We start from the raw sequence: 22,225 nt of genomic DNA on the forward strand, positions 1-22,225 counted from the left end.
ACTCGGATGCGGGCTCAGGCGGCATCGCGTTGCGCCCCTGACAGGCCCAGCAAAAGCCAGACGGCCGCGAGTTGCATCGGCATGCCGGCTGCGAACATCACGAACCCCGCCCATTTCTGGTCGACGAGCGGCGGCACGTTCCATCGACAGATGACGTCGAGATAGGGCGTGTAGAGGACGTCGGGGCTGAGCATCCACACGACGGCGACCGCGGTCATCGGGACGCTCGCGATCCAGAGGAGCAGAGCCACCCGCCAGGCCGAGTGGACCTGACGCGTCGCCGGCATCGCCTGCGCCCACATCATGAGGCCGGTCCCGAGTTCGAGCAGCCCGAGCGGGGCCGCGTACAGCGCGTTGGCCAGCGTCGGTTCGAAGATGCCGGGCAGGCTGACCGCGACGCTCAGGGTGCAGAAGGCCGTAAACGCCAGGATTGGATCCAGCGTCGCGGCGAGGAATCTCGCCGCGCGCGGTCCCGGGCGGTCGAGGGCGAGGAGAAGGAGTGGGGGAGCGATCTGGTTGAGCGCCATCAGAGCGGCGGTGTAGCTCGCCATCGAGGCCAGCGGGTCGCGTAGACCGAGGCTGGCCACCACCGTCACGACGATGCCCGTGGCACCGGCCGCGCGGCGGAGGGAAGGAAGCGCTCGCTCAGGCATCGTGTAGAAGGACGCTGAGATCGTGAGCGAGCGCGATCGGATCCTGGGTTTGCGCGTATCCGTAGCGGAGGCGGCGAATTCCGCCCGGATCGACCACCGTCACGAATGAGCTATGGTCGAAGAAGCCACCTTCCGCCTTCCGCCACGTGACGCCCCATGCAGCGGCGGCCCGCGCGACCGCCGTGGGCGAGCCGGTCAAGCCGACGAAGGGCGGGCTGGGACCGAAGCTTCCGAGGTAGCCTTGCAACGCCGGGGCTGGATCCGCCGCGGGGTCGAGGCTCACGAAGGCTACACGCACCCTTGCGGCCTCTCCGGCGCTCAGGTGGGCGAGCGCGGCCGCCACGTCGGCCAGCGTCGTCGGGCACACGTCCGGGCAGCGCGTGTAGCCGAAATAGACCAGGACCAGGCGACCGTGCTCGGCGGCGAGGTCGAACGGCCGGCCATCGGTCTTCGATAAGGCGAGCGGCGGCGTCGGACCGGCGGGGACCGGCGTACCGATGAGCGCACCGCCGGAGCGTCCCCACCGCAGCGCGACGGGCGACAGCGTGATGAGCGCGACAGGCGGCAGCGCGCTCAGGACGGCCCGTCGCGTGATGCCGGCACCTCTCACCAGACGACCCACCCGCGGGCGGCGGTGACGTTCCGGAGGAATGGCCAGAAGATCGGCACATAGGCCGCGGCGGTGGCGAGCGCGGTGAAGGCGGTGATGAGCCCGAGATGCTCCAGGGCGCGGGCGAGCTTCGAGGCTTCCTGATGGGCGACGATGCCGACCGGCTCGCCGCCGTCGAGGGCGTAGCTCTCGCGGCCGCCGAAGGCCTGGGCGAAGGGGATCGCCGGGCGCCGGTCGAGGCGGCGCGTGCCGAGGCTGCCGAGGAAGACCGTGTAGAAGGCGATCGTCGCGAGCCACAGGATGCAGCCGCCCACCGCCACGAGGATCAGGGCGAGATGGGCGTCGCCGTAGACCCGGTCGTAGACCGAGCGCGGCAGCATCGACACCCAGGCCCGGCGCGGCACGCCGAAGAGGCCCGCCCAGTGCATGCCGAGGGCGAACACCGACATCCCGGTAAACCACAGCCACGCGGCCGCGAGCGCCAGCCGCCGGCTGAGGAGCGCGCGGCCGGTGAGATGCGGCAGCATCCAGAATGCCACGCCCATGAAGGTCAGCGCCGAGGCGGTCCCGACCGTGATGTGGAAGTGGCCCGGCACCCACGTGGTGTTGTGGACGATGTTGTTGAGCTCCCAGCTGCCGTTCACGATGCCGCCGGCCCCGCCGAAGATGAAGGTGAGCATCGCCAGCACCTGCGCGGCGACACTGGGGTCGCGCCAGGGCAGAGCGGTGAACCAGCCGAGCCAGCCCCGGCCGCCGCGCAGTCGCCCGGCGTATTCGAGGCTGAGCCCGATGGTGAAGGCGGTGACCAAGCTCGGCAGCGCCACCGACAGGGTGAGCGCGGTGAGGATGCCGCGCCAGACCGGCGAGAAGCCGGGATCGGTGAACTGATGGTGGCTGCCGACTGGCAGGGAGAACACGAGCAGCAGCGCGAAGGTCAGCCGCGCCATCGGGTCGGACACGAGCTTGCCGCCGATCTGCTTCGAGAGCAGCCCGTACCAGCTCACGTAGGCGGGCATCAGCCAAAAGTAGACGATCGGGTGTCCGGTCCACCAGAACAGGGTGCGGGCCACGATCGGGTCGACCGTATCGGTCAGCCCCAGCGCCCACGGGTTGAGCTGGACGACGAGCTCGATCAGCGCGCCGCCCCCGGCCAGCGCCCACATCAGCATGGTCGTCAGGCTCATGTAGGTGACGAGCGGCGTGACCTCGCCGGGCCGGCGCGCCTTCCAGCGGGCACGTAGGTCTAGGAGGATCGGCAGCGGCATCAGGCTGCCGAGGACGACCAGCGTCATGCCGAGGTAGAACCACGCGCTGCCCTTGAGCGGCGGATAGAACGTCCACAGCACGCTCGACGAGTTGTCGAACATGGCGAGCAGCAGCATCAGCGTGCCGAGCGCCATCGTCGCGAAGCAGCCGCGCCACAGCGCCATGCTCGGCGCGAGCCCGAGTTCGCGCGCCGGCAGATAGACCAGCAGGCCGCAGGTCACGAAGAACGTGAAGATGTAGGCGTTGAGCACGCCGTGGATGGTCAGGCCCTGGTAGTAGGACTTCAGGATCGGCGTGAGGGCCGGGTAGGCGTTGATGCCGCCGTAGTTGAGCGCCTGGAGCGGGCCGATCATCGCCCCGATCATCAGGGCCGAGAAGCCCCAGACCAGGAAGGCCAGCATCGTGCGCCGCTGCGGCGCCAAGACGTCAGCGGGTGCGGCGACGGAAGCCGGCAGCGTGCCGGGGATCGCGGTGGCGGTCATGCCGGATCTCCCGTGACGACGATGCGCCCGAGCATGCCCTGATGCTCCAGCCCGCAATACTCGTTGCAGACGATGTTGAAGGTGCCGGGCCGGTTGAAGGTGTAGGTGACGCTGCCGGTGATGCCCGGCACCGCCGTGACGTTGACGGTGGTACCCTGGATGGCGAACCCGTGCAGCACGTCGGCGCTGGTCACGCGGAAGGTGACGGTCGCGCCCTTGGGGATGCGCAGCGGGCTCGGGCTCCAGCGCCAGAGGTGGGCGACCACGGTGACGGTGTAGGCGTTCGGACCGGTCTTCACGATGCTGCCCTCGGGGGTATCGAGCGCGGCCGGATCGCGGCGGAAGCCGTCGGTACGCACGACGATTCCGTAGGCGTAGACGACGAGGAACATCGTGCCGGCGAGCAGCAGGGTCAGCATCGTGACGGCCAGGAAAACCCAAGCGCGCTCGTGGCGCTCCGCGGCTTTGTGAAAAGCGTCCTCGAAGGCGGACGACGCGCCGGTCTCGCTCATCGCGGGTTCTCAGCTCCGGGTATGGAAGACCAGCGCCGCCAGGCACCAGACGACGACGATCGAGGCGACCAGGAAGGCCGCCACAACCCAGGTGCCGACCGGCCGCACGGGTTCGGTCGGGGCGGACTCCTCCGCGGGCGACGGAGGAATACCCTCTCCGCTCATCACTTGTGCTCCGCCTTGGAGGCCGGGACGGTGCCAGCCGGGGGCGTCACCTTCGGATCGCCGAGCACGGCGCCGTCGACCGTGCGGCCGTACATGGAGTTCGGGTTGTCGTGGAACTTGGCACGCGTCTCGGCCACGTCGCCGGTGAAGCGCGGATCCTGCGGGCGGACCTGGCTGTCGATGTAGGTCGCCACGTCCCAGGATTGCTGCGGCGTCAACGTCCCGCCCATGCCCAGCGGCATGTTGGCGTGGATGAACTCGGCGGCGTTCTTGATCGAGCCCATGCCGGCGCCCCAGTTGAACGAGCGCGGACCCCAGAGCGGCGGGAACACAACCTTGCCGTCGGCCGACTGGCCGAGCCCGTCGGCTCCGTGGCAGGCGGCGCAGTTCTCGGCATAGACCTGCGCGCCGCGGGCGTAGTCCGGCGCCAGCGCGGGCTTAGGGAGCGCGGGGAAACCGCGGCCTTCGGGCTTCTCGCCGGTCGGCAGGCCTTTGGCGAGGAAGAAGGAGTAGCTTTCCAGGGCGACGAGCACCGGGTCGCCGAGCGGGGGCACTTTCCCGTTCATGCTGTAACGGAAGCAACCCTGCAGGCGCTCCTGGAACGAGTTCACATGACCGTTCTTGGACCGGTAGGCGGGATAGGAGACGTAGGCCGCCCACATCGGCGCCGAGCCGGCCAGCCGCCCGGCGTCGAGGTGGCAGTTCGAGCAGCGCAGGTCGTTGCCGACATAGGCGGCCGCGTGTTCCCCCGGCTCGCGGAAGATCTGCTCGCCCAGCCGGACTTCGTCGCCGAACTTGCCGGCGGGAATCGCGTCCTCGGCCGGCGGCGTGAAGGGCGCCGGCGTCTCCGTTGCCCCGGCCGCACGCGGGAACCACGCCGTCTCCGCGGCCAGCCCCGCCACGGCCAGGGCCGAGACGGCGCAGGCGGTCGCGGCCGCTTGCATGAACCTCATGGCTTCCCTCCCGCCGTGTTTTCGATCGTCTCGCCCGTTTTCAGGCCGGCTGCGTAGGCGGCCACCGCCTCGATGTCGGCCGGGGACAGGCGCGCGGCGATCGCCCGCATGTATGCGCCGCGCGGATCGCGGATGTCGCCAGCGCGCCAGCGATGGAGTTGCTCGGCGATGTAGGGGCCGGACTGGCCGGCCAGCCGCGGCGTGAAGCTGCCGACGCCGACGCCGTTCGGGCCGTGGCACTGGGTACAAGCGATCAGGCCTGTGCGCGCGTCCCCGCGCTGGAACAGGGCCATGCCGCGATCGAGCTTGGCGACCGGCTCCGGGATCGGATCGACCGGTGCGGGGATGGGCAGGGCCGCAAAATACTCAGCGACGGCCCGGCGCTCATCGGCCGAGAGCGAGGCGGCGTAGGGGGCCATGATCGCGTTGGCGCGTACCCCCGTGGCGAAGTGGCCGAGTTGGTCGGCGATGTAGGAGGCGTGGAGTCCGGCCAGCCGTGGGATGCCCACGTCCGCCTGTCCGGCGCCGTCGGCGCCGTGGCAGGCGGCGCAGGCCGGCCGTCCGGAAGAACCGGGCTGCATCGCGACGGTCGCGCCGGTAGCCGGATCGTCCCCCGCGAAGACTGGCGCAGGGGCGAGGAGCGCGAGCGTCAGGGCGAGGCCTGCGCGAGACATCCAGCCGCGAATGCCCACGAAGCCCCACCACGCAGACGTATTCGAGCAGCCTGTCATCACGTGTGTGTGAGCTTTCGCCGTGTTGCGGTCCATTCGTTTGATCCGAACGCTGCAACCCGCCGCCAGCGGTGGCGACGACCCATCGCGCGTCAGTTCGACTGGTTGCGATAAAGACAAGTCGCCCCGCGGTCCTCGTAGCCCCCCGGACACGCTTGAAGGCATGTCCCGGCCACCTGCTTCAGGCCCGGCGGGCACTCCCCCTGAGGGCCCGTAGGACCGTGGGTTTCCGTCCGGCGATCCAGGTCGGCTCTGGCGTGGATCGACCGGCAGGCCGCCCCCACCGTCCGATAACCCGGGGAGCAGGCCGGTGCCGCCATCGTCGGTGCCGGGACAGCGAGCGCCGAGGTCGCGAGCGACAACCATAAGGTCCGTCGCACACGGTGGAACGAGCACGGTGTGCCGATCATAAGCTGTCGGTCCTGTCTGAACGTGATCGCCGCGTGACACCGGTAGTGTCTGGGCTGGCCGTACACCTGTGGTTGACCGCACGGCCGCCGATCCGCCGGGTCGGCTCGGGCGCGGCGTGCCGCTCACGGCGACGCCTCCCCTGTGCCCGACCCGGCCCGCAGCGTCGCGAGTCGCGCCCGAGCGGCGTCGGCCCGCGTCAGAACCCCGCGGGCTTCCTCCAGCATCACCGTGCCGTGCGGCGTCAGGCGCAGGCCGCGCCCGGCTCGGTCGAACAGCGACAGCCCGTACTCGGTCTCCAACGCGGCGATCGAGGCGCTGACGGCGGAGGGTGCCGCGTGCAGCGCCGCCGCGGCCTGCGTCAGGTGCTCCCGCTCGGCCACCGCCACGAAGACGCGAAGCTGGTGCAGGGTCATGATCCTGCCTCCCATCGCCGCCTCCTCAACCGCCGAGGTACGGCTTGAAGCCGTACCGCTCGAAAATCTGCAGGGCGTCGGGAGACCGGATGAAGGCGAGCCACGCCTTGGCCGCTTCGGGATGGGCCGCTCCCTTCACCTCGGCGCCGGCGTAGACGGCCGTGGCGTTGTCCGCGTCCGGGATGTCGACGTGGCCGATGGGATTGCCGACCTGCTGCTGGAACAGCGCCTCGGACTGCCACGTCACGCCGGCCTGTGCCCGGCCCTGCATCAGGAACAGCGGCGTCTGGCGATGGTGGATATGCGTGAGGATCGTCGAGCCGTCCTTGACCTTGGTGTCGTAGACCGCTGTCTCCAGATCCTTCCCGCCCGCCTTGGCCAGCGACATCTTGATCTGCCGCGCGATGCCCTCGAACTCGGGGTTGGGCATCGCGAGCCGGATGCCCGGTTTGCCGAGATCAGACAGACCCTTCACGCCCGCCGGGTTGTCCTTGGGCACCATGATGGTCAGCGTGTTGGTCACGTAGGGCACCGCCGGCCCGACGAGCTTACCCTCGTGGATCAGCGCCTCGACCTTCTTGAGCCCGGCGAAATAGGCGTCGGGCTTGACCGTGAAGGTCATGTTGCCGACCGTGACGGTACCGCCCGCCTCGATCTGCTTGACGAGCAGGCCCGGCGGGATCGTCTCCCAGAAGATCCGACCCTTGTACTCCGGGTGGCTCGCCTCGAACGCCTTCACCAGCGGCGCCATCGCGAAGAAGTAGTTGCCGCCCACGAACAGCACGAGCTTCGGATCGTCCAGGCTGCCGTGGAAGTCGGCGAGCACGTCGACCTCGGGCACGGTGAACGGCAGACCGCGGGGCGTGGCGTCGTTGTTGTCGCCGTGCTGCCAAGGTGGGAACGGGCCGGGTGGGCCCTTCGCGTCCTCGGCCCGCGCGGCGGAGGACAGCGCGAGGGCGACGGCGCAGCCGGCGAGCATCGCTTTGTGGAAATGGTGCATCGAGCCCTCCTCACTTCGCGTAGTGAAAACCGGCCTGCTGCAGCTCGGGCAGCGTGCCGACGGCGCCGGGCGTGAGGATCACGCCGGGGATGAGATGGTTGGTCAGCTCGGCCGCGAGCGCCTCGTGGCTGAGCTTGTCCGGGTTGACGCCCTTGGCGATCAGGCCGCCGGCCTCCTCCCAGATCGCGTTGTGACAGGAGGTGAACACCACGCCGCGCCGCATCAGAACCGGGATCGCGTTGTCCTCGGGCGAGAACACGCCGGCCGGATCCTCGAAGTTCTTCGGGTCGGCCGAGGCCGCCTTGCCCTCGACGATCAGGGTGTTCGACTTGAACTTCGGCCCGGCGAGGTCGGCGAGCTTGTATTTGTCCCAGGTCTCCTGGTCGTAGAGCGCGAGGTGGGCCGTGCCGTGGGTCGCCGAGACCGCGAGGAAGTCCGGGTGGCGGAACGACCAGACCTGCGCGTTCAGCGCGTTGCGCATCAGGTTGAGCCAGGGGCTGGCGATGTCGGTGTTGTCCCAGACCTGCTTCGGTTTGGGTCTGTAGGCCATCACCTCCGTGAGCGCCTCGTGGTCCCACTCCTCGGTCTTGGTGAGAATCATCGGCACGGTCTTGAAGTCGCGCCGCCGCGGCGCCTTGGCGAGGCGCTCCATCAAGGCGCGCAGGTCGCCCGCCCCGGCCTCGACCAGGGGGGGCTTGTCGGGGCTCGCGGCCCGGGCCGCCGCCGGCGTGAGGGCCGTGCCGCCCGCCGCTCCCGCGGCGAGGCCGAGGCCGAGAATCTGCAGCGCTCCGCGCCGTCCGGTCTTGAACGTCATGTTGTATCCTCCTGCTGGATCGGGATCGGGGCGTCGGCGGTCAGCCGACGATGGCGAGGCCGGCGATGGCGATGGCCGCGATGGACAGGGCGAGGCTCCACAGGAAGACCCAGCGCATGTGCCCGCTGGTCTCGCCCTCGCGGGCCTGCTCGGCGGTCTCGATGATGGCCGGCTCGGTCATGGCCCCCTCCTCCGGATCGGCGGTCCCGGCTCCTTCGATCGACCGCCTTGGGTTCAAGATGGACTTCCCTTGCCGTTCTGAAAAACGGTTTGTTCAGCACGTTTCGTTCTGTATTTTCGATAACTCGGGTCAGGCGATGCCGAGGATGCGGATCAGGCCGAGGCTGACCGCGGTCAGCGCGACGAGCGAGGCGACCACCGCCAGCGTCACCCGGGCGCCGGCACCCGCGACGCTGCGCACATCGACGCCCAACCCGAGCGCCGCCATCGAGACGATGGTGAGCACGTCGGCGGTCGCGGCGATCGGATGGAGCGCCGCCTGCGGGATCAGCCCGGCCGAACGGAGGGCGGGACCATTCACCCAAATTCCTGCTAGTCCCTTTTACGAGGGCTGACAGTGAATATCTCAATCAAGCATTCGATCATTTATCACTCGGCATGCGCTCGTCTCAGGAGCCGATAATTGGTTTGATGATCTTTTCCAAATCAGCAAACGAAAGAGCACCCGGCAGTGGGGCGCCGTTGATGAAAAAAAATGGCGTCGAGTCGACTTTGAAAGTTTTGTAAGCTCGGTCTTTCGCGGTGTTGATTGCCTCGTAAAGGCTCTGATCTTTCAGTGTCGCTTCGAACTTCGCTTGTGAAAAGCCGGCTTGGCGCATCATAACCTGTAACGCGTCGAGTGGCTTGTCTACAAAGGCCCAGTCACGCTGATGCTCAAAGAGCAGATTGCTAACTGGATAGTATCTGACTCCATTATCGGCTCGTGCCAGCATGGAGCCTGCAGTTGCAAGTGGATCAAGCGGAAAGTCGCGTAAGGTGAAACGCACGAGGCCTTTGTCGACGTACTCCTCCTTGAGCTTCGGCCAGGTCTCGGTATGGAATTGGGCGCAGTGGGAACACGTCAGCGAGGCATACTCGATGATGGTGCACTTTGCAGTTTCAGGACCGAGCCATAGGTCGTTAAGCGGCCCCGGTCGCATCAGGTCTGCCAATGGTATGGAGGGGGTCGCAGCTTGAGCGAGGCCTGCCAGCTGAGGCAGCGTCACCGTCGCACTCAGGGCAAAACCGCCGATCCGCATGGCATCCCGTCGAGACATCATCATAGAATCCCCAAAGATTTTCATCATAATCATCTTTCTAGAATAGCGATGGTTGTTGTCACAGATTTTAATAGCGCTATCGGCTGTCATGCGCAGATCATACGAGGCGAGTTATGCTAAAAGCCTAGTAAAAGCACAGCGTTTCAGCCAGCCATTGAAAAGTCGAGAAAAAGCCACGCTGCCTCGGTGAAGCTGACGATTGGCATTCGATCGATATTGTAGGAGTACGTCTACTGGCCTTGCGACAGGGTCGCCAGATCCAATGCAATCGGCGGCATCGGGCCATGCCCCTGTTCCGCGCGTGCGTGGTAGATACCGAGACATGTCTTTAGCAGGAACACGAGTAGTGCCGCGCTCGGCAGCTAGAGGCGTATGCGGGGCAGGATCGTTGCTCCAGCTGCCACGAGCATTGCCGTCTAGTAGAGCTGGCGCTCGATCAGGCATAGCTAGCTGGGCAGGTAGCCCAGGCCGTGCTCGAACAACAGACTGCCGCCTGTGATGGCCACCGCGGCGGCGGTGAGGGAAAGGGATACCTGAAGCGGTTCGAGGATGCGATTGCCCCCGGGCACTACGGGCATCGGATCTAACGGTCTGGCTCACGTGATACCTATCAGATGGATCAGGCAGAGGCTGATCGCGGCCAAAGCCAACAGGGAGAGCGTGACTGCAGCTGTGACCCGCCCACCGGCCTGGGCCACGACCCTCACGTCGACACCGAGGCCCAGCGCCGCCATCGAGACGATGGTAAGCATGGTGGCCACTGTGGCGATCGGGACGAGCATGACCTGCGGGATCAGGCCAAGAGAGCGTAGGCCTGCCATGCCTAGGAAGGCGAGGATGAACCAGGGAACCAAACGGTGGATCGCGACGCGGCCCGGCGCCGGCCGGTCGCCCGCCGTGACATCGGGGGCAGGTTCATCGGTCTCCTCGCGCAGCCGGCTTGCCAGCATGGACAGCATGAGAACTACGGGGCCGAGCATCAGCACACGCACAAGCTTGACGAGCGTGCCGATCTGCACGCTGAGCGCAGCCACAGAAGCAGTGGCGGCCAGCACCTGCGGCACCGCATAGACTGTCAGGCCGGCGAGCACGCCGTACTGCATGTTCGTTAAGTGCAGGAGTGGAACGAGGATGGGCAGGCCAAGCACCACGAGTACGCCGAGCACGGCGGTAAAGGCGATCGAGGCCGCCACATCTTCGCTGTCCGCACCAACTACAGGGGCGACGGCGGCGATGGCTGAGTTGCCGCAGATCGAGTTACCACAGGCCACCAGCACCGCCATGCGACGCGGAAGGCCGAAAGCTCTACCGAGGCCGTAGCTGACTGCAATCGCTATCGCCACAACGGCAGCGATGCCGATTAGTAGGGCCGGGCCGGCCGCGACGATGGTGCCAACGCTCAAGGACGCGCCGAGGAGCACGACGGCGATTTCGAGGAGCGTCTTGGCCGAGAAGGCGATGCCGTATCGCCAACGTGACGAGGGCGTCCAAATGGTGCGGATAGCCGTACCGAGGAGGATAGCCAGCACCAAAGCCTCGAGCCAAGCCCGGCCAAGCAGATCGGTCTCGACATACTCGAGCCCGATCGCGATGCCCGTGACGACGAGACAGAGCAGCAGGCCAGGTCCCACACGGCGGATCCATCCCACGAATTGCTGTCCGACAGAGGAGTTGTGAACTTTCGACGAGACGAGTGATGGGGCGGCGGACATGAATTTTGGCCTTTCGTCTGCGGCCTACCTCACATCCCGACGAGCAATCAGTCCAACTCATTAATGAGATTATTCTGTTCGTTTGATTCGATGGATACTCTTTCGTGTTCGAGTTCGCCTCAATCCGGCAACGGTTCCGATGGAGGTAAGATAAGAAATGGCACCGAGAACCCAGCGAATTATTTCTGACATGTCAATGGTCGGATCAATCCAAATAGTAATCTTTTGGCTTACAATAATTGTAGCGAGCAATTATTGCTACGATGTAGGCCTCAAATTGTGCAGTGCCTCGCAAGCGTTTTTTTCTTCCGCTGGCCGCCCCCTCGCGTGGCCTGCCCCCTGGGAAGTGGTCCTCCGTGAGGTATGGCTTCGCGCCATGTTGGAGTTGACCCCGCTTGTAGTCCACGGGCTCGCCCTCGGCGGTAAGCCCGATGCGAGTCTGGGCCTGTGCAAGGCGGCGCGTCCGGCATGCTCGCGGCGGCATCAGCTGCGGGAGTGACTCAGCGAAGGTGCGATGGCGGCAGGCACGATAATGGCAGTAGAAGCGTCGGATGCGCAGACGCAGCGTCATGGGCTGACCGACGCTCGGTAGATCGGCCGGGCAGCGTTCATAGCGGCTGTGAACGGCAGAGCTGGTCGTGCCACAGGTTGAGCAACGCCCATGCACACGTCGCGCCTGGGCGAAGACAACAAGACGACCGTCGTTCCGGATGACGCACTCGATGGTGCAGCCCGGCAGGGAAGAGGACAGGATCATCCCCCTAGTGAATCAGCCCGTGCCATCCCCCTCACCGCGACCGTTCCATGCAAAGTGCGGGAGAACCACGATGCCGAGGGAGGATTAGTGGAACACGATGCAACATCGGTATAAGCTCGAACAGACCCCAGGCTTGGCCATCCGGTTCTGCTGGTTCATGCTGCTCTCGCCCGGCGGCGTTGCGAGCGTTGCCCTCTTTCTTCGTGCCTTCGCCGGAACGCCGTAAAGGGTCCTTCTCATGCTTGCGTAATCACATCGGTATCCAAGTGCATGACCGAGCGACTACTGGACAGCTCCTCCGCGATCGCTGAGCGCATCGCAGCGCTCGGCTCGGCACATATCACGCGGTTAGAAGCTTATGCAGAAACTTTGCGCGCGTCGCACGGAGAGGTCCCACACTTCGATCCGTTCGACGGTGGGGTCGACGCCCGGCTGCTGTTTCTCCTTGCAACCCCGGGGCCGAGCTTGGCACCGATTCGATTTACCTCGCGAGACAATCCGACGGGCACAGCGAGAACTTTAAGACGGCTTTTTGCGGCCGCAGGAATTCCGCGCCGTGAAAGCGTGCTCTGGAACGCGGTACCATGGATCCTCCTGCGCAGGGGGCGGACCCTCGGCGTGCCTTCCGCACACGATAGGGCGGCGGCTCGTGCAGTTCTTCCCGATCTGCTCGAACTATTGCCTCGACTGGAGGCGGTGGTCCTTCTGGGAGCTGAAGCAAGCACCCTGGCCGATCGGGTGCAAGAACGCGTGCCGATCGTCTTTATGGCACCGCATCCAAGCCCGGCAAATCTGGCTGCAGATCAAACCGCGTTCGCTCGCCTCGAGCGCGCTTTCATGGAAGTAAGTGCCGTTAGTCGAAGGTCGGCGCAACCCACCGGCGCCCCGGACATTAAACAGAGAGCGTTACGCAGCGGGGCCATTGTGACCTGCCCCCACGAGGTGGTCCGAGTTCAAAATTAGTGCAGGGTCGGCTGACCCTGACCCAGCAAACTGGTCCGCGCCGAGCGCAAGTTTTTCGGGCATCCTGAACCCTGAAGGAGGGTGGATGCCATGCCTCGCAAACGCTTCACGAACGAACAGATCGCCTTTGCCCTGCGGCAGGCGGAGAACGGCGCCTCGGTGGATGAGGTCTGCCGGAAGATGGGCGTGTCTGAGCCGACGTTTTACCGCTGGAAGAAGCAGTTCGTCGGCATGGGCGTGCCGGAGATCCGGCGGCTGAAGCAGCTGGAGGACGAGAACAGCAAGCTCAAACGGCTGGTGGCCGACCTGACGCTGGACCGCTCCATGCTGCAGGATGTGCTCAAGCGAAAGTGGTGAGGCCCGCCGTTCGCCGTGAGGTCGCCGGTCACCTGCAGGTGACCTACGGCATCAGCGAGCGTCGGGCCTGTCAGGCCACCGGTTTCGGCCGCTCGTCTCAGCGTTACCGCAAGCGCGCCGACCCTCAGGTGGCACTGCGCATGCGGCTGAAGGAACTCGCTGCCGCACGGGTGCGCTACGGCTACCGGCGGCTGCACATCCTGTTGCGACGGGAGGGCTGGGAGGTGAACCACAAGCGCACCTACCGGATCTACCGGGACGAAGGGCTGTCGATCCGGCCCAAGCTACCCAAGCGCAAACGGGCCTGGCGCTACCGACAAGGGCGGCCCGCGATCGGCGGTCCCAACGAGGTCTGGGCCATGGACTTCATGTCCGATCGCCTGTTCGACGGGCGTCCATTCCGGATCCTGACGGTCGTCGATTGCCATACGCGAGAGGCGCTCTCGCTCACACCGAGAGCCAATTTCCGCGCCTTCCAGGTGACCGAGGCCCTGGACGCACTGGTGAAGCTCCGCGGTCGTCCAAAGAGCCTACGGGTTGACAACGTCCTACGTAGCGAGGAAGGACGGCTGGTCGGGCAACAGGTCTCTGTCCGCGAACATGCGCCCGCGGTGTGTTTGTCGTCAACGTCGATCCAGGCGGCTCCTGCCGATCCGGAAGAACTCTCGGCCATAGCGAACACAGGATCCAGCCGATGCACGCGGCACCGTGGTCCTCACCGTCCTCAACACGAGATGTCGATCCAGGCAGGAGACCCGAGCATTGTCTACAGGGTCGTGGCTCTCACGCCCTCACGGCTCTGCTGAGAGGGGTTCTCCCACCTGGCACCGGCCCCTCGACGAAGGGCCGGTAGTCGGCACCGGTCTTGATGACGGCGTGCACCACGCGCGCCATCTTGGCGGTGATCGCGGTCAGCGCCTTGCGCCGCAGGTCGGCATCGTGCCGGTCGCGGGCGATGTAGCGCTCGAACTTGTCACGGAAGCCGTTCTCCCGCTGTCGGATGGCCACCTGCCCAGCCAGCCAGAGCGTACGCCGGAGCCGGGCGTTGCCGTACTTCGACAGCTTGGTCTGGCCACGGAAGGTGCCGGATTGCTGGGTGGCCAGATCGAGCCCGCAGAACTTCAGGAACTGCCGGTGATGGCCGAAGCGGCGCAGGTCGCCGGCCTCAGCCAGGATGGTCAGGGCGTTGATCGGGCCGATGCCGGGGATGCGGCGCAGCAGCTTGTAGTCGGAGCTGTCCGTCAGGAGGGCGTCGGCCGTGGCCTCGATGGCGTCGCGCTGCTGGATCAGCCCGCGCGCCTCGCCGATGACGAGCCGGAACATGCTCACCGCCGGAGCGTCAGGCGGCACCGGCAGGCCAATCGAGCTGCGGGCCGTCTCGTAGATGTCGCCGAGCAGTTGCGCCTTGGCGACCTTGCGCCCGACGACATCCCAGGCGGCGGCGATGAAGGCCTCCTTGCTCAGCGCGGTGATGCAGGCGGGCGTGGGGAAGCGGTCGAGGAAGGCGAAGAACCAGTCCGAGCGGCTGTTGTGGCGGAAGCGGTCGACCTCCGGGAAGTACAGCGGCAGGTAGTGGGTCAGGATCCGATGCAGCACCTCGGTCTTGGCCTTTGAGACGGCGTCGTGCGTCTTGGACAGTTCCTGCACGTCGTTGATGCCGGCGGCGAGCGGGTCGTGGTACACCTGCGAGGCGCCGATGCGGATCATGTGCAGCATGACCTGGGCGTCCTTCGGGTCGTTCTTGTCCCAGCCGTTGTGCAGGGCCTCGCGGGTGCGGGCGAGCCCTACGGAGGAGATCAGGCGCACGGCAAAGCCGGCCTGGAGCAGGCGCCAGGCGATCGGGCGGTGATAGTTGCCGGTGGCCTCGAAGCCGCAGGTCACCGGCTGACCGAGGTCCGATAGCAGCGCGATCAGACGGTCGTGCTCGGCGCGGGTGTTGAGGACGCTCAACCGGCGTCGTCGGCCGGAGCCGGGCACCTCGATCAGGACCTCGTTGCGGGCCTTGGCGACGTCGATGGCTACGAGAACGCCGGCCGGCGGCGTAAGCTGTGGTCTGGTCATGGTCGATCCGTCTCCGGAATGAGGCTTCGAACACCGTCACTCTAGAGACCTGCCGGTCGGCCATGACCGCCCAAGGCGGCGCGCTGCGCTCAGCATGGCTTCGCGCGCCGCCCCCGAACCGTCGAGCCATCTTCCTGATGTGCTATGGGCCGGAATTCGCCGGGCGCATGCTCGACCAATGGGCTTATCTGAACGGGGTTGAGATCGACTTCTCCCGACCGGGTAAGCCGACCGACAACGCCTACATCGAGTCGTTCAACGGCCGCCTACGGGCAGAGTGCTTGAACGCTTCGTGGTTCCTATCGCTAGCCGATGCCCGTGAACGCATCGAGGACTGGAGGTGCCACTACAACGAAGATCGACCCCATACAGCCCTGGGCGGCTTGACGCCCCGAGCCTTCGCCAACCAAGCTGTCACAGCCCGAGAAATTGCATAGGTCGTGGACCACAAACCGGGTCAACTCCACCTGGCCCGAAAGCCATACCTCAGGGCGGACCACTTCACTGGGGGCAGATCACTCCTCCCTTGAGAGGCTCAAACTCATTCAATCGTTCTGCTGAATGTTCTGACGTTGAGAGGTGTCGTGTCAAGTGTGGGACCGAAACAGGCGATCTTCGCCAGCCTGGCCGAAATCGCGCAGGCGCTCGGTCACGCGAACCGATTGGAACTCCTAGAGCACCTGGGCCAGGGCGAGCGCAGCGTGGAGGAGTTGGCCGCAAGGGCCTCGCTGACGTTCGCCAACGCCTCTCGGCACCTGCAAATCCTGCGGCGGGCCTCCCTGGTCGCGACGCGCCGCGACGGCAAGCGTGTGCTCTACCGCCTGGCTGGGGAAGGTGAGGTGATCGCGTTGCTGAAAGCTCTCAGCCAGGTTGGCGAGCGCAATATGGCGGAGGTCGAGCGGGTGATGACCGCCTACTTCCGCGCCCGCGATGCGATGGAGCCGGTCTCCCGGTCCGAGTTGACCGAGCGCCTGGAAAGCGAGCTGGTAACGGTGCTGGATGTGCGCCCGGAAAGCGAGTTCCGGTTGGGGCATTTGCCGCGCGCGCTCAACATCCCCTGGCCGGAACTGGAGCAGCGATTAAACGAGCTGCCGCCGGATCGTGAGGTGGTTGCCTACTGCCGGGGGCCGTACTGCGTTCTGTCGTTCGAGACGGTCGCGGTCCTCCGCGCGCGCGGCTTCACGGTGCACCGGCTGGAGGACGGTTTTCCGGAGTGGAAGGCTGCTGGGCTACCGGTTGAGGCCGCATAACGCTTCTAGTCCTGGCTCTTACGGTCCGCTGCATCCGTTATGCGACCAGCACAACATATTGATCGCGCAAAATGGTACGGTTTCGCGCGGTTGCAGCCTGCCCGACAAGCCTTTGACAGAACACAGTCCCGATCGCGCAGAAGGGTGCGCTCAAAACGGCTCGATTAGGGTATGCGGATCGCAACTCGCACCATCGGTTCGTTATGGATGCGCCTTTAACGGACCGCTATTCTCGGCTGCTCTAACCTAATTCGGACCTTCAAAAGGGTTGGGCTATCACATCGGAGCATCGAGCATATCGAGGACCGGGCAGGCAGGCGTCGGCGTACCGCTGCACTGGTCGATCGTGTTGCTCAGGATGCTCTCAAGCCGTGCGAGATGGGCGAGTTTGGTGCGGACCTCGGATAGGTGCGCACTGGCAATGTCCCGGACCTCGGCACAGGATCGGTGACCGGGCGCGGCCAACGTCAGCAAGGCCCGGATATCCTCGATCCCGAAACCCAACGCGCGAGCGTGACGGATGAACGCCAAGCGCTGGACGTGGGCCGAATCGTAGGCCCGGTGACCGCCTCCGGTGCGGGCAGGCGGTGGCATGAGCCCGATGCGCTCGTAGTAGCGGACCGTCTCCAGATTGACCCCGGCTGCCGCCGCAAGCTGCCCGATGGAGAGGCCGCGCGGACCCGTGACCATTTTCCTCTTGATCCCGTAGTGGCTACGGGATGCAGAGTGGCACGATCATGACCGACACACCATCCATAGCGGCCTCTGCGAGATCCGCCCCACGTCCGCGGGACAGCCTGCCGGTTCCTGCGGGGAGCTGGTTTGCCGGGCTGGGCACGGTCGCCGGGCTGGGGGCGCTTGCGGCATCATCCTGCTGCGCCCTGCCGATGGCGCTCGCCGGTCTCGGCGCGACGGGGGCTGTGTTCGGCGGGTTGACGATGTTGGCGAGCATACGGCCGCTCCTGCTCGGCGGGGCCGCTCTGGCCCTCCTTGTGGGCTGGGCGCTGTTCTTCCGCCGCCGGGCAACGGCCTGCGCCATGGCTGGTCCATATGCCAGCACCGGACCATCACGGCGCACGGCTGTCTTGCTCGGGATGGGGACGGCGCTGGTTGCCTTGGCGCTTGTATGGGAACCCTACCTTGAGCCCGCGGTGCTCAGGGCCATGCGGTGAAGCGGATGCAGCTTCAGTCCACTCTCACATGCCCCCGCTGCGGCCATCAGGCGACGGAAACGATGCCGACCGACGCATGCCAGTTCTTCTACGAGTGCACCGGATGCGGTGCGCTCCTGCGCCCGAATGCAGGCGACTGCTGCGTCTTCTGTTCCTTCGGCGACGTACCCTGTCCGCCGATCCAAGAGGCCCGTGAGAGCGGACAACCTGCGCGCTGCTGCTCGGAATCATAGCGACCAACCCAACCGAACATAGCTGCTGCCCACCCGAGGCAGTCGATCCTCATGGTTCGATTTGGGTATGCCTCAATCGAACTGGACGATTAGCAGTCTCATATAATCAGCTTGACCATTCAAATCGAACCACTATCATGATACCTATTCTAATCGAACCGGTTGGCGGGTTTCATGTTCGTCCGCGCCTATTTGCGCGCTTCCACCTCCGAACAGGACGCGACCCGGGCGCGGGCGCAGCTCGACGCCTTCGCGCATGAGCGCGGCCTGGCGATCGCGGCGGCCTATGTCGAGAACGAGAGCGGGGCGACGCTGGCCCGGCCGGAACTTTTCCGCCTTCTGAAGGACTGCCGACCGGGGGACGTGCTGCTGATCGAGCAGGTCGACCGCCTGTCCCGCCTAACCTCAGACGATTGGACGAAGCTCCGGGCGGAGATCGACGCCAAGCGCGTGCGGATCGTGGCGCTCGACCTGCCGACCTCTTGGAGCCTGGCGACGCCGGCCGACGAGTTCACGGGTCGGGTCTTTCAGGCAATCAATGGCATGCTACTCGATGTCCTCGCGGCGGTCGCCCGCAAGGATTACGACGATCGGCGCCGTCGCCAGGCGCAAGGGCAGGCCCGGGCAAAGGCTGCGGGCCTATACAGAGGCCGCCAGGAGGATACGAAGCGGAATGAGGGCATCGCGGCCATGCTGAAAGCCGGTTCGCCCTGGAGCCAGATCCAGGCCGCCACCGGATGCAGCCGCTCGACCCTTGCCCGGATCGCCAAGCGGGTGAAGGCTGGCCTGATGCAGGACGCGGGTCACTGATGCCGATCCGTCGCGAGCATCGCTACTTCTACCCGATCGACTGGAAGCAACTCTCGGCCATGATCCGCTTCGTGCGGGCAGAGGGTCGGTGCGAGGGATGCGGCCGGCCGCACATGGAGGATGTGCAGCACCTAGGCGACGGCAGATGGTGGGATGCCGAAGCAGAGCGGTGGCGTGATGATCGAGGTCGCTTCGTGCGTCGCGCCTTATCCCTTCCCGAGAGCATGGAGCCGGGACTGGTGAAGGTGACGCGCGTAGTGCTGGCGACGGCACATCGCAACCACGATACAGCCGACAACACAGACGCCAACCTCGTGGCGTTCTGCCAACGGTGTCACATGAACCACGATCGGCCGGAGCATCAGCGGTGCAGGCGGGTGACCCTTCGTGCCCGTAAGGCGATAGGCGATTTGTTCGGCGGAACTGGTTGATAGCGAGCCGCCGACCTTTCCGAACAAAAACTCGTCACTGCCCAGTCGATGCCCTGGGTGGATGCCCGCGCTCGTCCCACATGGATGATCGACACCCGTTGAGGAGTACCCGCATGGCATCACACGCTCGAACGGGAGGCCTATCGCCACTCCAGGCTGCGGCCCTGGCGGTCGGCGCTGTCACGGCAGCCCTACTCATCGGGCGGCGCGCTAGCCCGACGCCTGACCACCCCCGGACAAGGCGCTGGTATCGACACCTTTCAAAGCCAGACTACACACCGCCGTCGCCGGTCTACCCGGTTGCCTGGACGGGCATCCAGGCGTCGCTCGCCTATGGCGGTTATCGACTGCTTCGCGCTGAGGGATCGCCTGAGCGGACGACGGCTTTGGCGTTCTGGGCCGCGAACCAAATCGGTATCGCCGGCTGGAGCGAAGTCTTCTTTGGTCAGCGATCGACGGGATGGGCCACCGTCACATCGGCCGCCCTAGGCGCAAGCGCAGTCGGTTACGTGGCAACGGCCGGTCAGGTCGATAAGACCGCAGGCCAGCTTGGCATTCCACTGGTGGCCTGGGTATCGTTCGCGACGCTGCTCGCCGAAGAGATCTGGCGAAAGAACGACTAATCGACCGAGCTATCTTATGCCATTGTTTCGCTGTTCGGCAGAGCGCGCAACAGGGCCGATGCTAAACTCAAGACTTCCGCACCATGCCGCACACGTTGAAGTCGTTGGGCTTCTTCGGTGCAGATTGCCGGTGCGAATTACGCCTTAAAGCCGAGGGTGCGATAGAGGTCGAAGTCTTTGATCCAAACCTGGCCGAACGAGTTGCAGACATCCGGCACCTTGCGGTTGGCCCGCTTCTTAGAGGGAGCAGAAACTTCCTTTGTCACGATCGTGCGATTGGGCGCGGCAAGGCCGTAGGCGACCAAAAACATATCCTGACCGATCTTCTCAATTTCGGTGTCGGTGAGGTTCGGGCCATAGCCGCTATCAAGAACGTCGTTCAGTATCGCGGGGTCGGCTTCCTCATCCAGGATCAGTGCGGCCTTTACGTCCTTGTCGTTGATCCACTGGCCGAGCTGGGTCCGCGAGCCACAGACTTCCTGCCAGATTTCGAGTGGCATTTTGACATGCCCCGCCTGGCATTGGCCAAGCAGCCAATCCCAGAACTGCGGTACGAGGTCGAAGCCGTAATATTCTTCATCCGCTCGGATCAACACGTTCGCATCAAGGAGGTAGAGCAATCAGTCCCTCCCGATGCCGGGCACCATGGCACCCCTGGCATATTCGTATCGTTTGATAAGTGGCTCGACGACGCCTGGACTGACACCCAAGACTTTCGCGGCCTTAGTGTGTGACAGGAGGTTATCGCGGACGGACCGCTGCACCAGCCCGACAAGCGCAGCACCTAGCTTGAACTGCTTGACGGTGTAGTAGCTGGGGCCGCCTTCGGACTCCTTGGCGTCGTCCTTGGCACGCGCCTTCTGGCCTTGCCAGCGAGCGGCGTACTGGCTGGCAAGGTCGCGATAGGCCGGACCGCTGATCCACTTCATGCGGTGCATGCGATAGGCAACCATAGGCTCACTGACGCGCCAAGCCTCTGCCATTCTGGCGATGGCAGCCATGGCGCGCGGCAGATCGGCCGGGGTGAAGTCCGGTCCGGCGGCGAACGCCTGGTCGGGCAGCAGGAACCGCCCGGCGACATCGTTGCAGAACAGCTCGATGGCACCTTGGGGCGTCTTGGCCTCGCCTTCTCCGACCATGCCGCTGACGCCGGTTTGGCCCAACCAGATATGCGCCAGCTCATGCAGGAGCGTGAAGGCACGAGCGGCTTTGGCGTCCTGATCGTTGATGACCACGAACGGCGCAACGCGATCCGCAATGGCGAAGCCTCGGAACACGCGCTCGCTGATCGTGTGGTGATGCGATCCTAGGTCCCCGACTAGGAGGACAAACACGCCGATGTGTTCGGACCGGCTACGAAGATCCTTGAACAGGTCGTCGGCCGAGCCGTTGCGGCGGCTCAGCGTATCAAGCCGGATTTCCAGCTTTGCGGCGATGCTGTCGATGACAGCCTGAACGCCCTGCTGGACGGTGGCGGAGCCGACGAAATCAAGCGGTGCGGCCTCGTCCTCATCTTCGAGGATGCTTTTGACCATCTCCTGCCGCGCCCGGATGTCCCGGAGCAGCGCGTCCAGCTTGGCGCTCTCGCGCGGCGGCACGTCGAAAGGCAGGGTGCGGAAGTCCTCGCCCCGCGAAGCCTGGGCCGGGGGCTGTTTGAGATAGAAGGTCACAACCGGGCGGCGATAGACACTCGCGATCTTGGCGAGCTGGTTGCGGGTCGGAAACCGCTCGCCGCTTTCAAGGGCCTGCAACTTCTCGGCGGCGGAGCTGACCGCGCTCGGCTGGATGCCGATCTTGCTGGCCGCGTCCTCAAGGGACAGGCCAGCCGACTGCCGCGCCCATGCCAGGATACTCGGGTTGATGTTCTCGGCTCTCTCCATGGCTGGCTATAGCCTCGCGCCAGTGGCGTTGATGTGCCGACGTAGCGTCGCAGGCGCGACGCCGACCAAGCGGGCAATCTCCGCCCTGCCCTTGCCATCCTCAATCAGACGGACGGCAAGCTCTCGCTTCTCCAGTGTGAAGGAAGGCGGACGCCCTGCCCGCTTGCCGCGCCGCTTGGCGGCTTTCAGCCCAGCCTTGGTGCGTTCGGAAATCAGGTCGCGCTCTAGCTGGGCCAGGACGCTCATGATGCCATACAGCGCCTTGCCTGCGGCCGTGCGGGTATCCATCCCGTCCATGATCGAGTGAAACTCGACGCCGCGCCCGTGCAGCTCGTCCAGAAGCAGGGCAAGCCCGGCCGTGGTGCGGCCGAGGCGGTCGATCCGCCAGACGGTCAGCATGTCACCGGCCTTGGCCGCTGCCAGGGCGGCGGCGAGGCCGGGCCGCTTCATGGCGGTGCCGGAAACGCCCTGGTCGTCATAGACGACATCGCACCCGTTCGCCTGCAACGCGTCATGCTGCAAGGCTAGAGTCTGCTCGTCGGTGGAGACACGGGCATAGCCGGTTTTCATGCTTAAATTATAAGCGCACGTTTTCGCGCGATCCAGCCTTAAATTTCGCAATGGCTTAGCGGGTGGCCGAAAAGCCGCTCAAAAACGGTTCTATTCAAGCGGTCGGGTTATCGTGA

General features: G+C 65.5%; 25 protein-coding genes and 4 pseudogenes. 9 read left to right on the forward strand and 20 right to left on the reverse strand.

Going from position 1 to position 22,225, the window contains the following annotated elements:
* Nucleotides 1-14: 14 nt before the first annotated feature.
* From MKK53_RS03785 to MKK53_RS03855, 15 genes and pseudogenes are all read right to left on the reverse strand, one after another.
* Nucleotides 15-653 carry a cytochrome c oxidase assembly protein gene (locus MKK53_RS03785; protein WP_007568989.1) on the reverse strand — a complete coding sequence of 213 codons (639 nt, stop codon included), beginning with the start codon at nt 651-653 and terminating at the stop codon, nt 15-17.
* The gene (locus MKK53_RS03790) at nt 646-1,263 is read right to left on the reverse strand and encodes an SCO family protein (RefSeq protein ID WP_007568992.1); all 618 of its coding nucleotides are present in this window, start codon (nt 1,261-1,263) and stop codon (nt 646-648) included. Before MKK53_RS03790 ends, MKK53_RS03785 begins: the two co-directional genes overlap by 8 nt.
* Nucleotides 1,260-3,011: a cbb3-type cytochrome c oxidase subunit I gene (locus tag MKK53_RS03795; protein WP_007568994.1), complete on the reverse strand. Its 1,752-nt coding sequence runs from the start codon at nt 3,009-3,011 to the stop codon at nt 1,260-1,262. The genes MKK53_RS03790 and MKK53_RS03795 overlap by 4 nt, the downstream gene beginning before the upstream one ends.
* Nucleotides 3,008-3,523: a cytochrome c oxidase subunit II gene (locus tag MKK53_RS03800; protein ID WP_007568996.1), complete on the reverse strand. Its 516-nt coding sequence runs from the start codon at nt 3,521-3,523 to the stop codon at nt 3,008-3,010. Before MKK53_RS03800 ends, MKK53_RS03795 begins: the two co-directional genes overlap by 4 nt.
* A 9-nt stretch (nt 3,524-3,532) precedes the next feature.
* The gene (locus MKK53_RS03805) at nt 3,533-3,688 is read right to left on the reverse strand and encodes a hypothetical protein (protein WP_007568998.1); all 156 of its coding nucleotides are present in this window, start codon (nt 3,686-3,688) and stop codon (nt 3,533-3,535) included.
* Nucleotides 3,688-4,641, reverse strand: coding sequence for a c-type cytochrome (locus MKK53_RS03810; protein WP_007568999.1), 954 nt, complete (start codon nt 4,639-4,641; stop codon nt 3,688-3,690). The genes MKK53_RS03805 and MKK53_RS03810 overlap by 1 nt, the downstream gene beginning before the upstream one ends.
* The gene (locus MKK53_RS03815; RefSeq protein WP_007569000.1) at nt 4,638-5,408 is read right to left on the reverse strand and encodes a c-type cytochrome; all 771 of its coding nucleotides are present in this window, start codon (nt 5,406-5,408) and stop codon (nt 4,638-4,640) included. Before MKK53_RS03815 ends, MKK53_RS03810 begins: the two co-directional genes overlap by 4 nt.
* A gap of 497 nt (nt 5,409-5,905) precedes the next feature.
* The gene (locus tag MKK53_RS03820; RefSeq protein WP_007569001.1) at nt 5,906-6,211 is read right to left on the reverse strand and encodes a LysR family transcriptional regulator; all 306 of its coding nucleotides are present in this window, start codon (nt 6,209-6,211) and stop codon (nt 5,906-5,908) included.
* A 10-nt stretch (nt 6,212-6,221) separates the two neighbouring features.
* Entirely contained in the window at nt 6,222-7,196 is a 975-nt protein-coding gene (locus MKK53_RS03825; RefSeq protein WP_007569002.1) for a molybdate ABC transporter substrate-binding protein, read from the reverse strand.
* A gap of 10 nt (nt 7,197-7,206) precedes the next feature.
* Nucleotides 7,207-8,010: a hypothetical protein gene (locus tag MKK53_RS03830; protein WP_007569003.1), complete on the reverse strand. Its 804-nt coding sequence runs from the start codon at nt 8,008-8,010 to the stop codon at nt 7,207-7,209.
* A 40-nt stretch (nt 8,011-8,050) separates the two neighbouring features.
* Nucleotides 8,051-8,191: a hypothetical protein gene (locus MKK53_RS03835; RefSeq protein WP_007569004.1), complete on the reverse strand. Its 141-nt coding sequence runs from the start codon at nt 8,189-8,191 to the stop codon at nt 8,051-8,053.
* A 129-nt stretch (nt 8,192-8,320) separates the two neighbouring features.
* Nucleotides 8,321-8,536, reverse strand: a pseudogene (locus MKK53_RS03840) (hypothetical protein); the annotation flags it as partial.
* Between the two features lie 103 nt (nt 8,537-8,639).
* Nucleotides 8,640-9,290, reverse strand: coding sequence for a thioredoxin domain-containing protein (locus MKK53_RS03845; protein ID WP_230368354.1), 651 nt, complete (start codon nt 9,288-9,290; stop codon nt 8,640-8,642).
* Nucleotides 9,291-9,886: 596 nt separating this feature from the next.
* Nucleotides 9,887-11,002, reverse strand: a complete 1,116-nt coding sequence (locus MKK53_RS03850) for a YeiH family protein (protein ID WP_007568908.1) — start codon at nt 11,000-11,002, stop codon at nt 9,887-9,889.
* Between the two features lie 409 nt (nt 11,003-11,411).
* Nucleotides 11,412-11,759 (reverse strand): annotated as a pseudogene (locus tag MKK53_RS03855) (transposase family protein); the annotation flags it as partial.
* Between the two features lie 270 nt (nt 11,760-12,029).
* Between MKK53_RS03855 and MKK53_RS25635 the strand changes: the two are divergent.
* Together MKK53_RS25635 and MKK53_RS03860 are read left to right on the forward strand one after the other, a co-directional pair.
* Entirely contained in the window at nt 12,030-12,722 is a 693-nt protein-coding gene (locus MKK53_RS25635) for a uracil-DNA glycosylase (protein ID WP_409564265.1), read from the forward strand.
* Nucleotides 12,723-12,812: 90 nt separating this feature from the next.
* Nucleotides 12,813-13,624 (forward strand): annotated as a pseudogene (locus MKK53_RS03860) (IS3-like element ISMra1 family transposase); the annotation flags it as partial.
* A 238-nt stretch (nt 13,625-13,862) separates the two neighbouring features.
* Here the strand turns inward: MKK53_RS03860 and MKK53_RS03865 are convergent.
* Nucleotides 13,863-15,140: an IS110 family transposase gene (locus MKK53_RS03865; RefSeq protein WP_243927030.1), complete on the reverse strand. Its 1,278-nt coding sequence runs from the start codon at nt 15,138-15,140 to the stop codon at nt 13,863-13,865.
* A 146-nt stretch (nt 15,141-15,286) separates the two neighbouring features.
* Between MKK53_RS03865 and MKK53_RS03870 the strand changes: the two are divergent.
* Nucleotides 15,287-15,577, forward strand: a pseudogene (locus MKK53_RS03870) (integrase core domain-containing protein); the annotation flags it as partial.
* A gap of 147 nt (nt 15,578-15,724) precedes the next feature.
* Nucleotides 15,725-16,390 (forward strand): ArsR/SmtB family transcription factor, encoded by a 666-nt coding sequence (locus tag MKK53_RS03875; protein ID WP_007568919.1) that lies wholly within the window; start codon nt 15,725-15,727, stop codon nt 16,388-16,390.
* Nucleotides 16,391-16,666: 276 nt separating this feature from the next.
* Here MKK53_RS03875 and MKK53_RS03880 read toward each other — a convergent pair whose 3' ends face one another.
* Complete coding sequence (locus MKK53_RS03880; RefSeq protein WP_007568921.1) at nt 16,667-17,080, reverse strand: MerR family transcriptional regulator; 414 nt, start codon at nt 17,078-17,080, stop codon at nt 16,667-16,669.
* Nucleotides 17,081-17,127: 47 nt separating this feature from the next.
* Between MKK53_RS03880 and MKK53_RS25640 the strand changes: the two genes are divergently transcribed.
* The 5 genes from MKK53_RS25640 (at nt 17,128) to MKK53_RS03900 (ending at nt 19,659) form a co-directional block, all read left to right on the forward strand.
* Complete coding sequence (locus MKK53_RS25640; protein ID WP_081497064.1) at nt 17,128-17,562, forward strand: mercuric transporter MerT family protein; 435 nt, start codon at nt 17,128-17,130, stop codon at nt 17,560-17,562.
* 5 nt (nt 17,563-17,567) lie between these two features.
* Nucleotides 17,568-17,795: a GDCCVxC domain-containing (seleno)protein gene (locus tag MKK53_RS03885; RefSeq protein WP_081497060.1), complete on the forward strand. Its 228-nt coding sequence runs from the start codon at nt 17,568-17,570 to the stop codon at nt 17,793-17,795.
* A 174-nt stretch (nt 17,796-17,969) separates the two neighbouring features.
* Entirely contained in the window at nt 17,970-18,605 is a 636-nt protein-coding gene (locus MKK53_RS03890) for a recombinase family protein (protein WP_007568925.1), read from the forward strand.
* A complete protein-coding gene (locus tag MKK53_RS03895; RefSeq protein WP_007568927.1) occupies nt 18,605-19,036 on the forward strand; it encodes a hypothetical protein in 432 nt (143 codons plus the stop codon). Before MKK53_RS03890 ends, MKK53_RS03895 begins: the two co-directional genes overlap by 1 nt.
* A 113-nt stretch (nt 19,037-19,149) precedes the next feature.
* Nucleotides 19,150-19,659: a TspO/MBR family protein gene (locus tag MKK53_RS03900; protein WP_165486585.1), complete on the forward strand. Its 510-nt coding sequence runs from the start codon at nt 19,150-19,152 to the stop codon at nt 19,657-19,659.
* Between the two features lie 137 nt (nt 19,660-19,796).
* Here the strand turns inward: MKK53_RS03900 and MKK53_RS03905 are convergent, their stop codons facing one another.
* The 3 genes from MKK53_RS03905 to MKK53_RS03915 are packed head-to-tail and all read right to left on the reverse strand — an operon-like array spanning nt 19,797 to nt 22,109.
* On the reverse strand, nt 19,797-20,279 hold the full coding sequence (locus tag MKK53_RS03905) for a DUF4411 family protein (RefSeq protein ID WP_007568929.1): 483 nt from the start codon (nt 20,277-20,279) through the stop codon (nt 19,797-19,799).
* Nucleotides 20,280-21,539 (reverse strand): ImmA/IrrE family metallo-endopeptidase, encoded by a 1,260-nt coding sequence (locus tag MKK53_RS03910; protein ID WP_007568932.1) that lies wholly within the window; start codon nt 21,537-21,539, stop codon nt 20,280-20,282.
* A 6-nt stretch (nt 21,540-21,545) separates the two neighbouring features.
* Complete coding sequence (locus tag MKK53_RS03915; protein ID WP_007568934.1) at nt 21,546-22,109, reverse strand: recombinase family protein; 564 nt, start codon at nt 22,107-22,109, stop codon at nt 21,546-21,548.
* Between the last annotated feature and the right edge of the window lie 116 nt (nt 22,110-22,225).

Source organism: Methylobacterium sp. J-076, assembly GCF_022829405.1.
Lineage (GTDB): Bacteria > Pseudomonadota > Alphaproteobacteria > Rhizobiales > Beijerinckiaceae > Methylobacterium.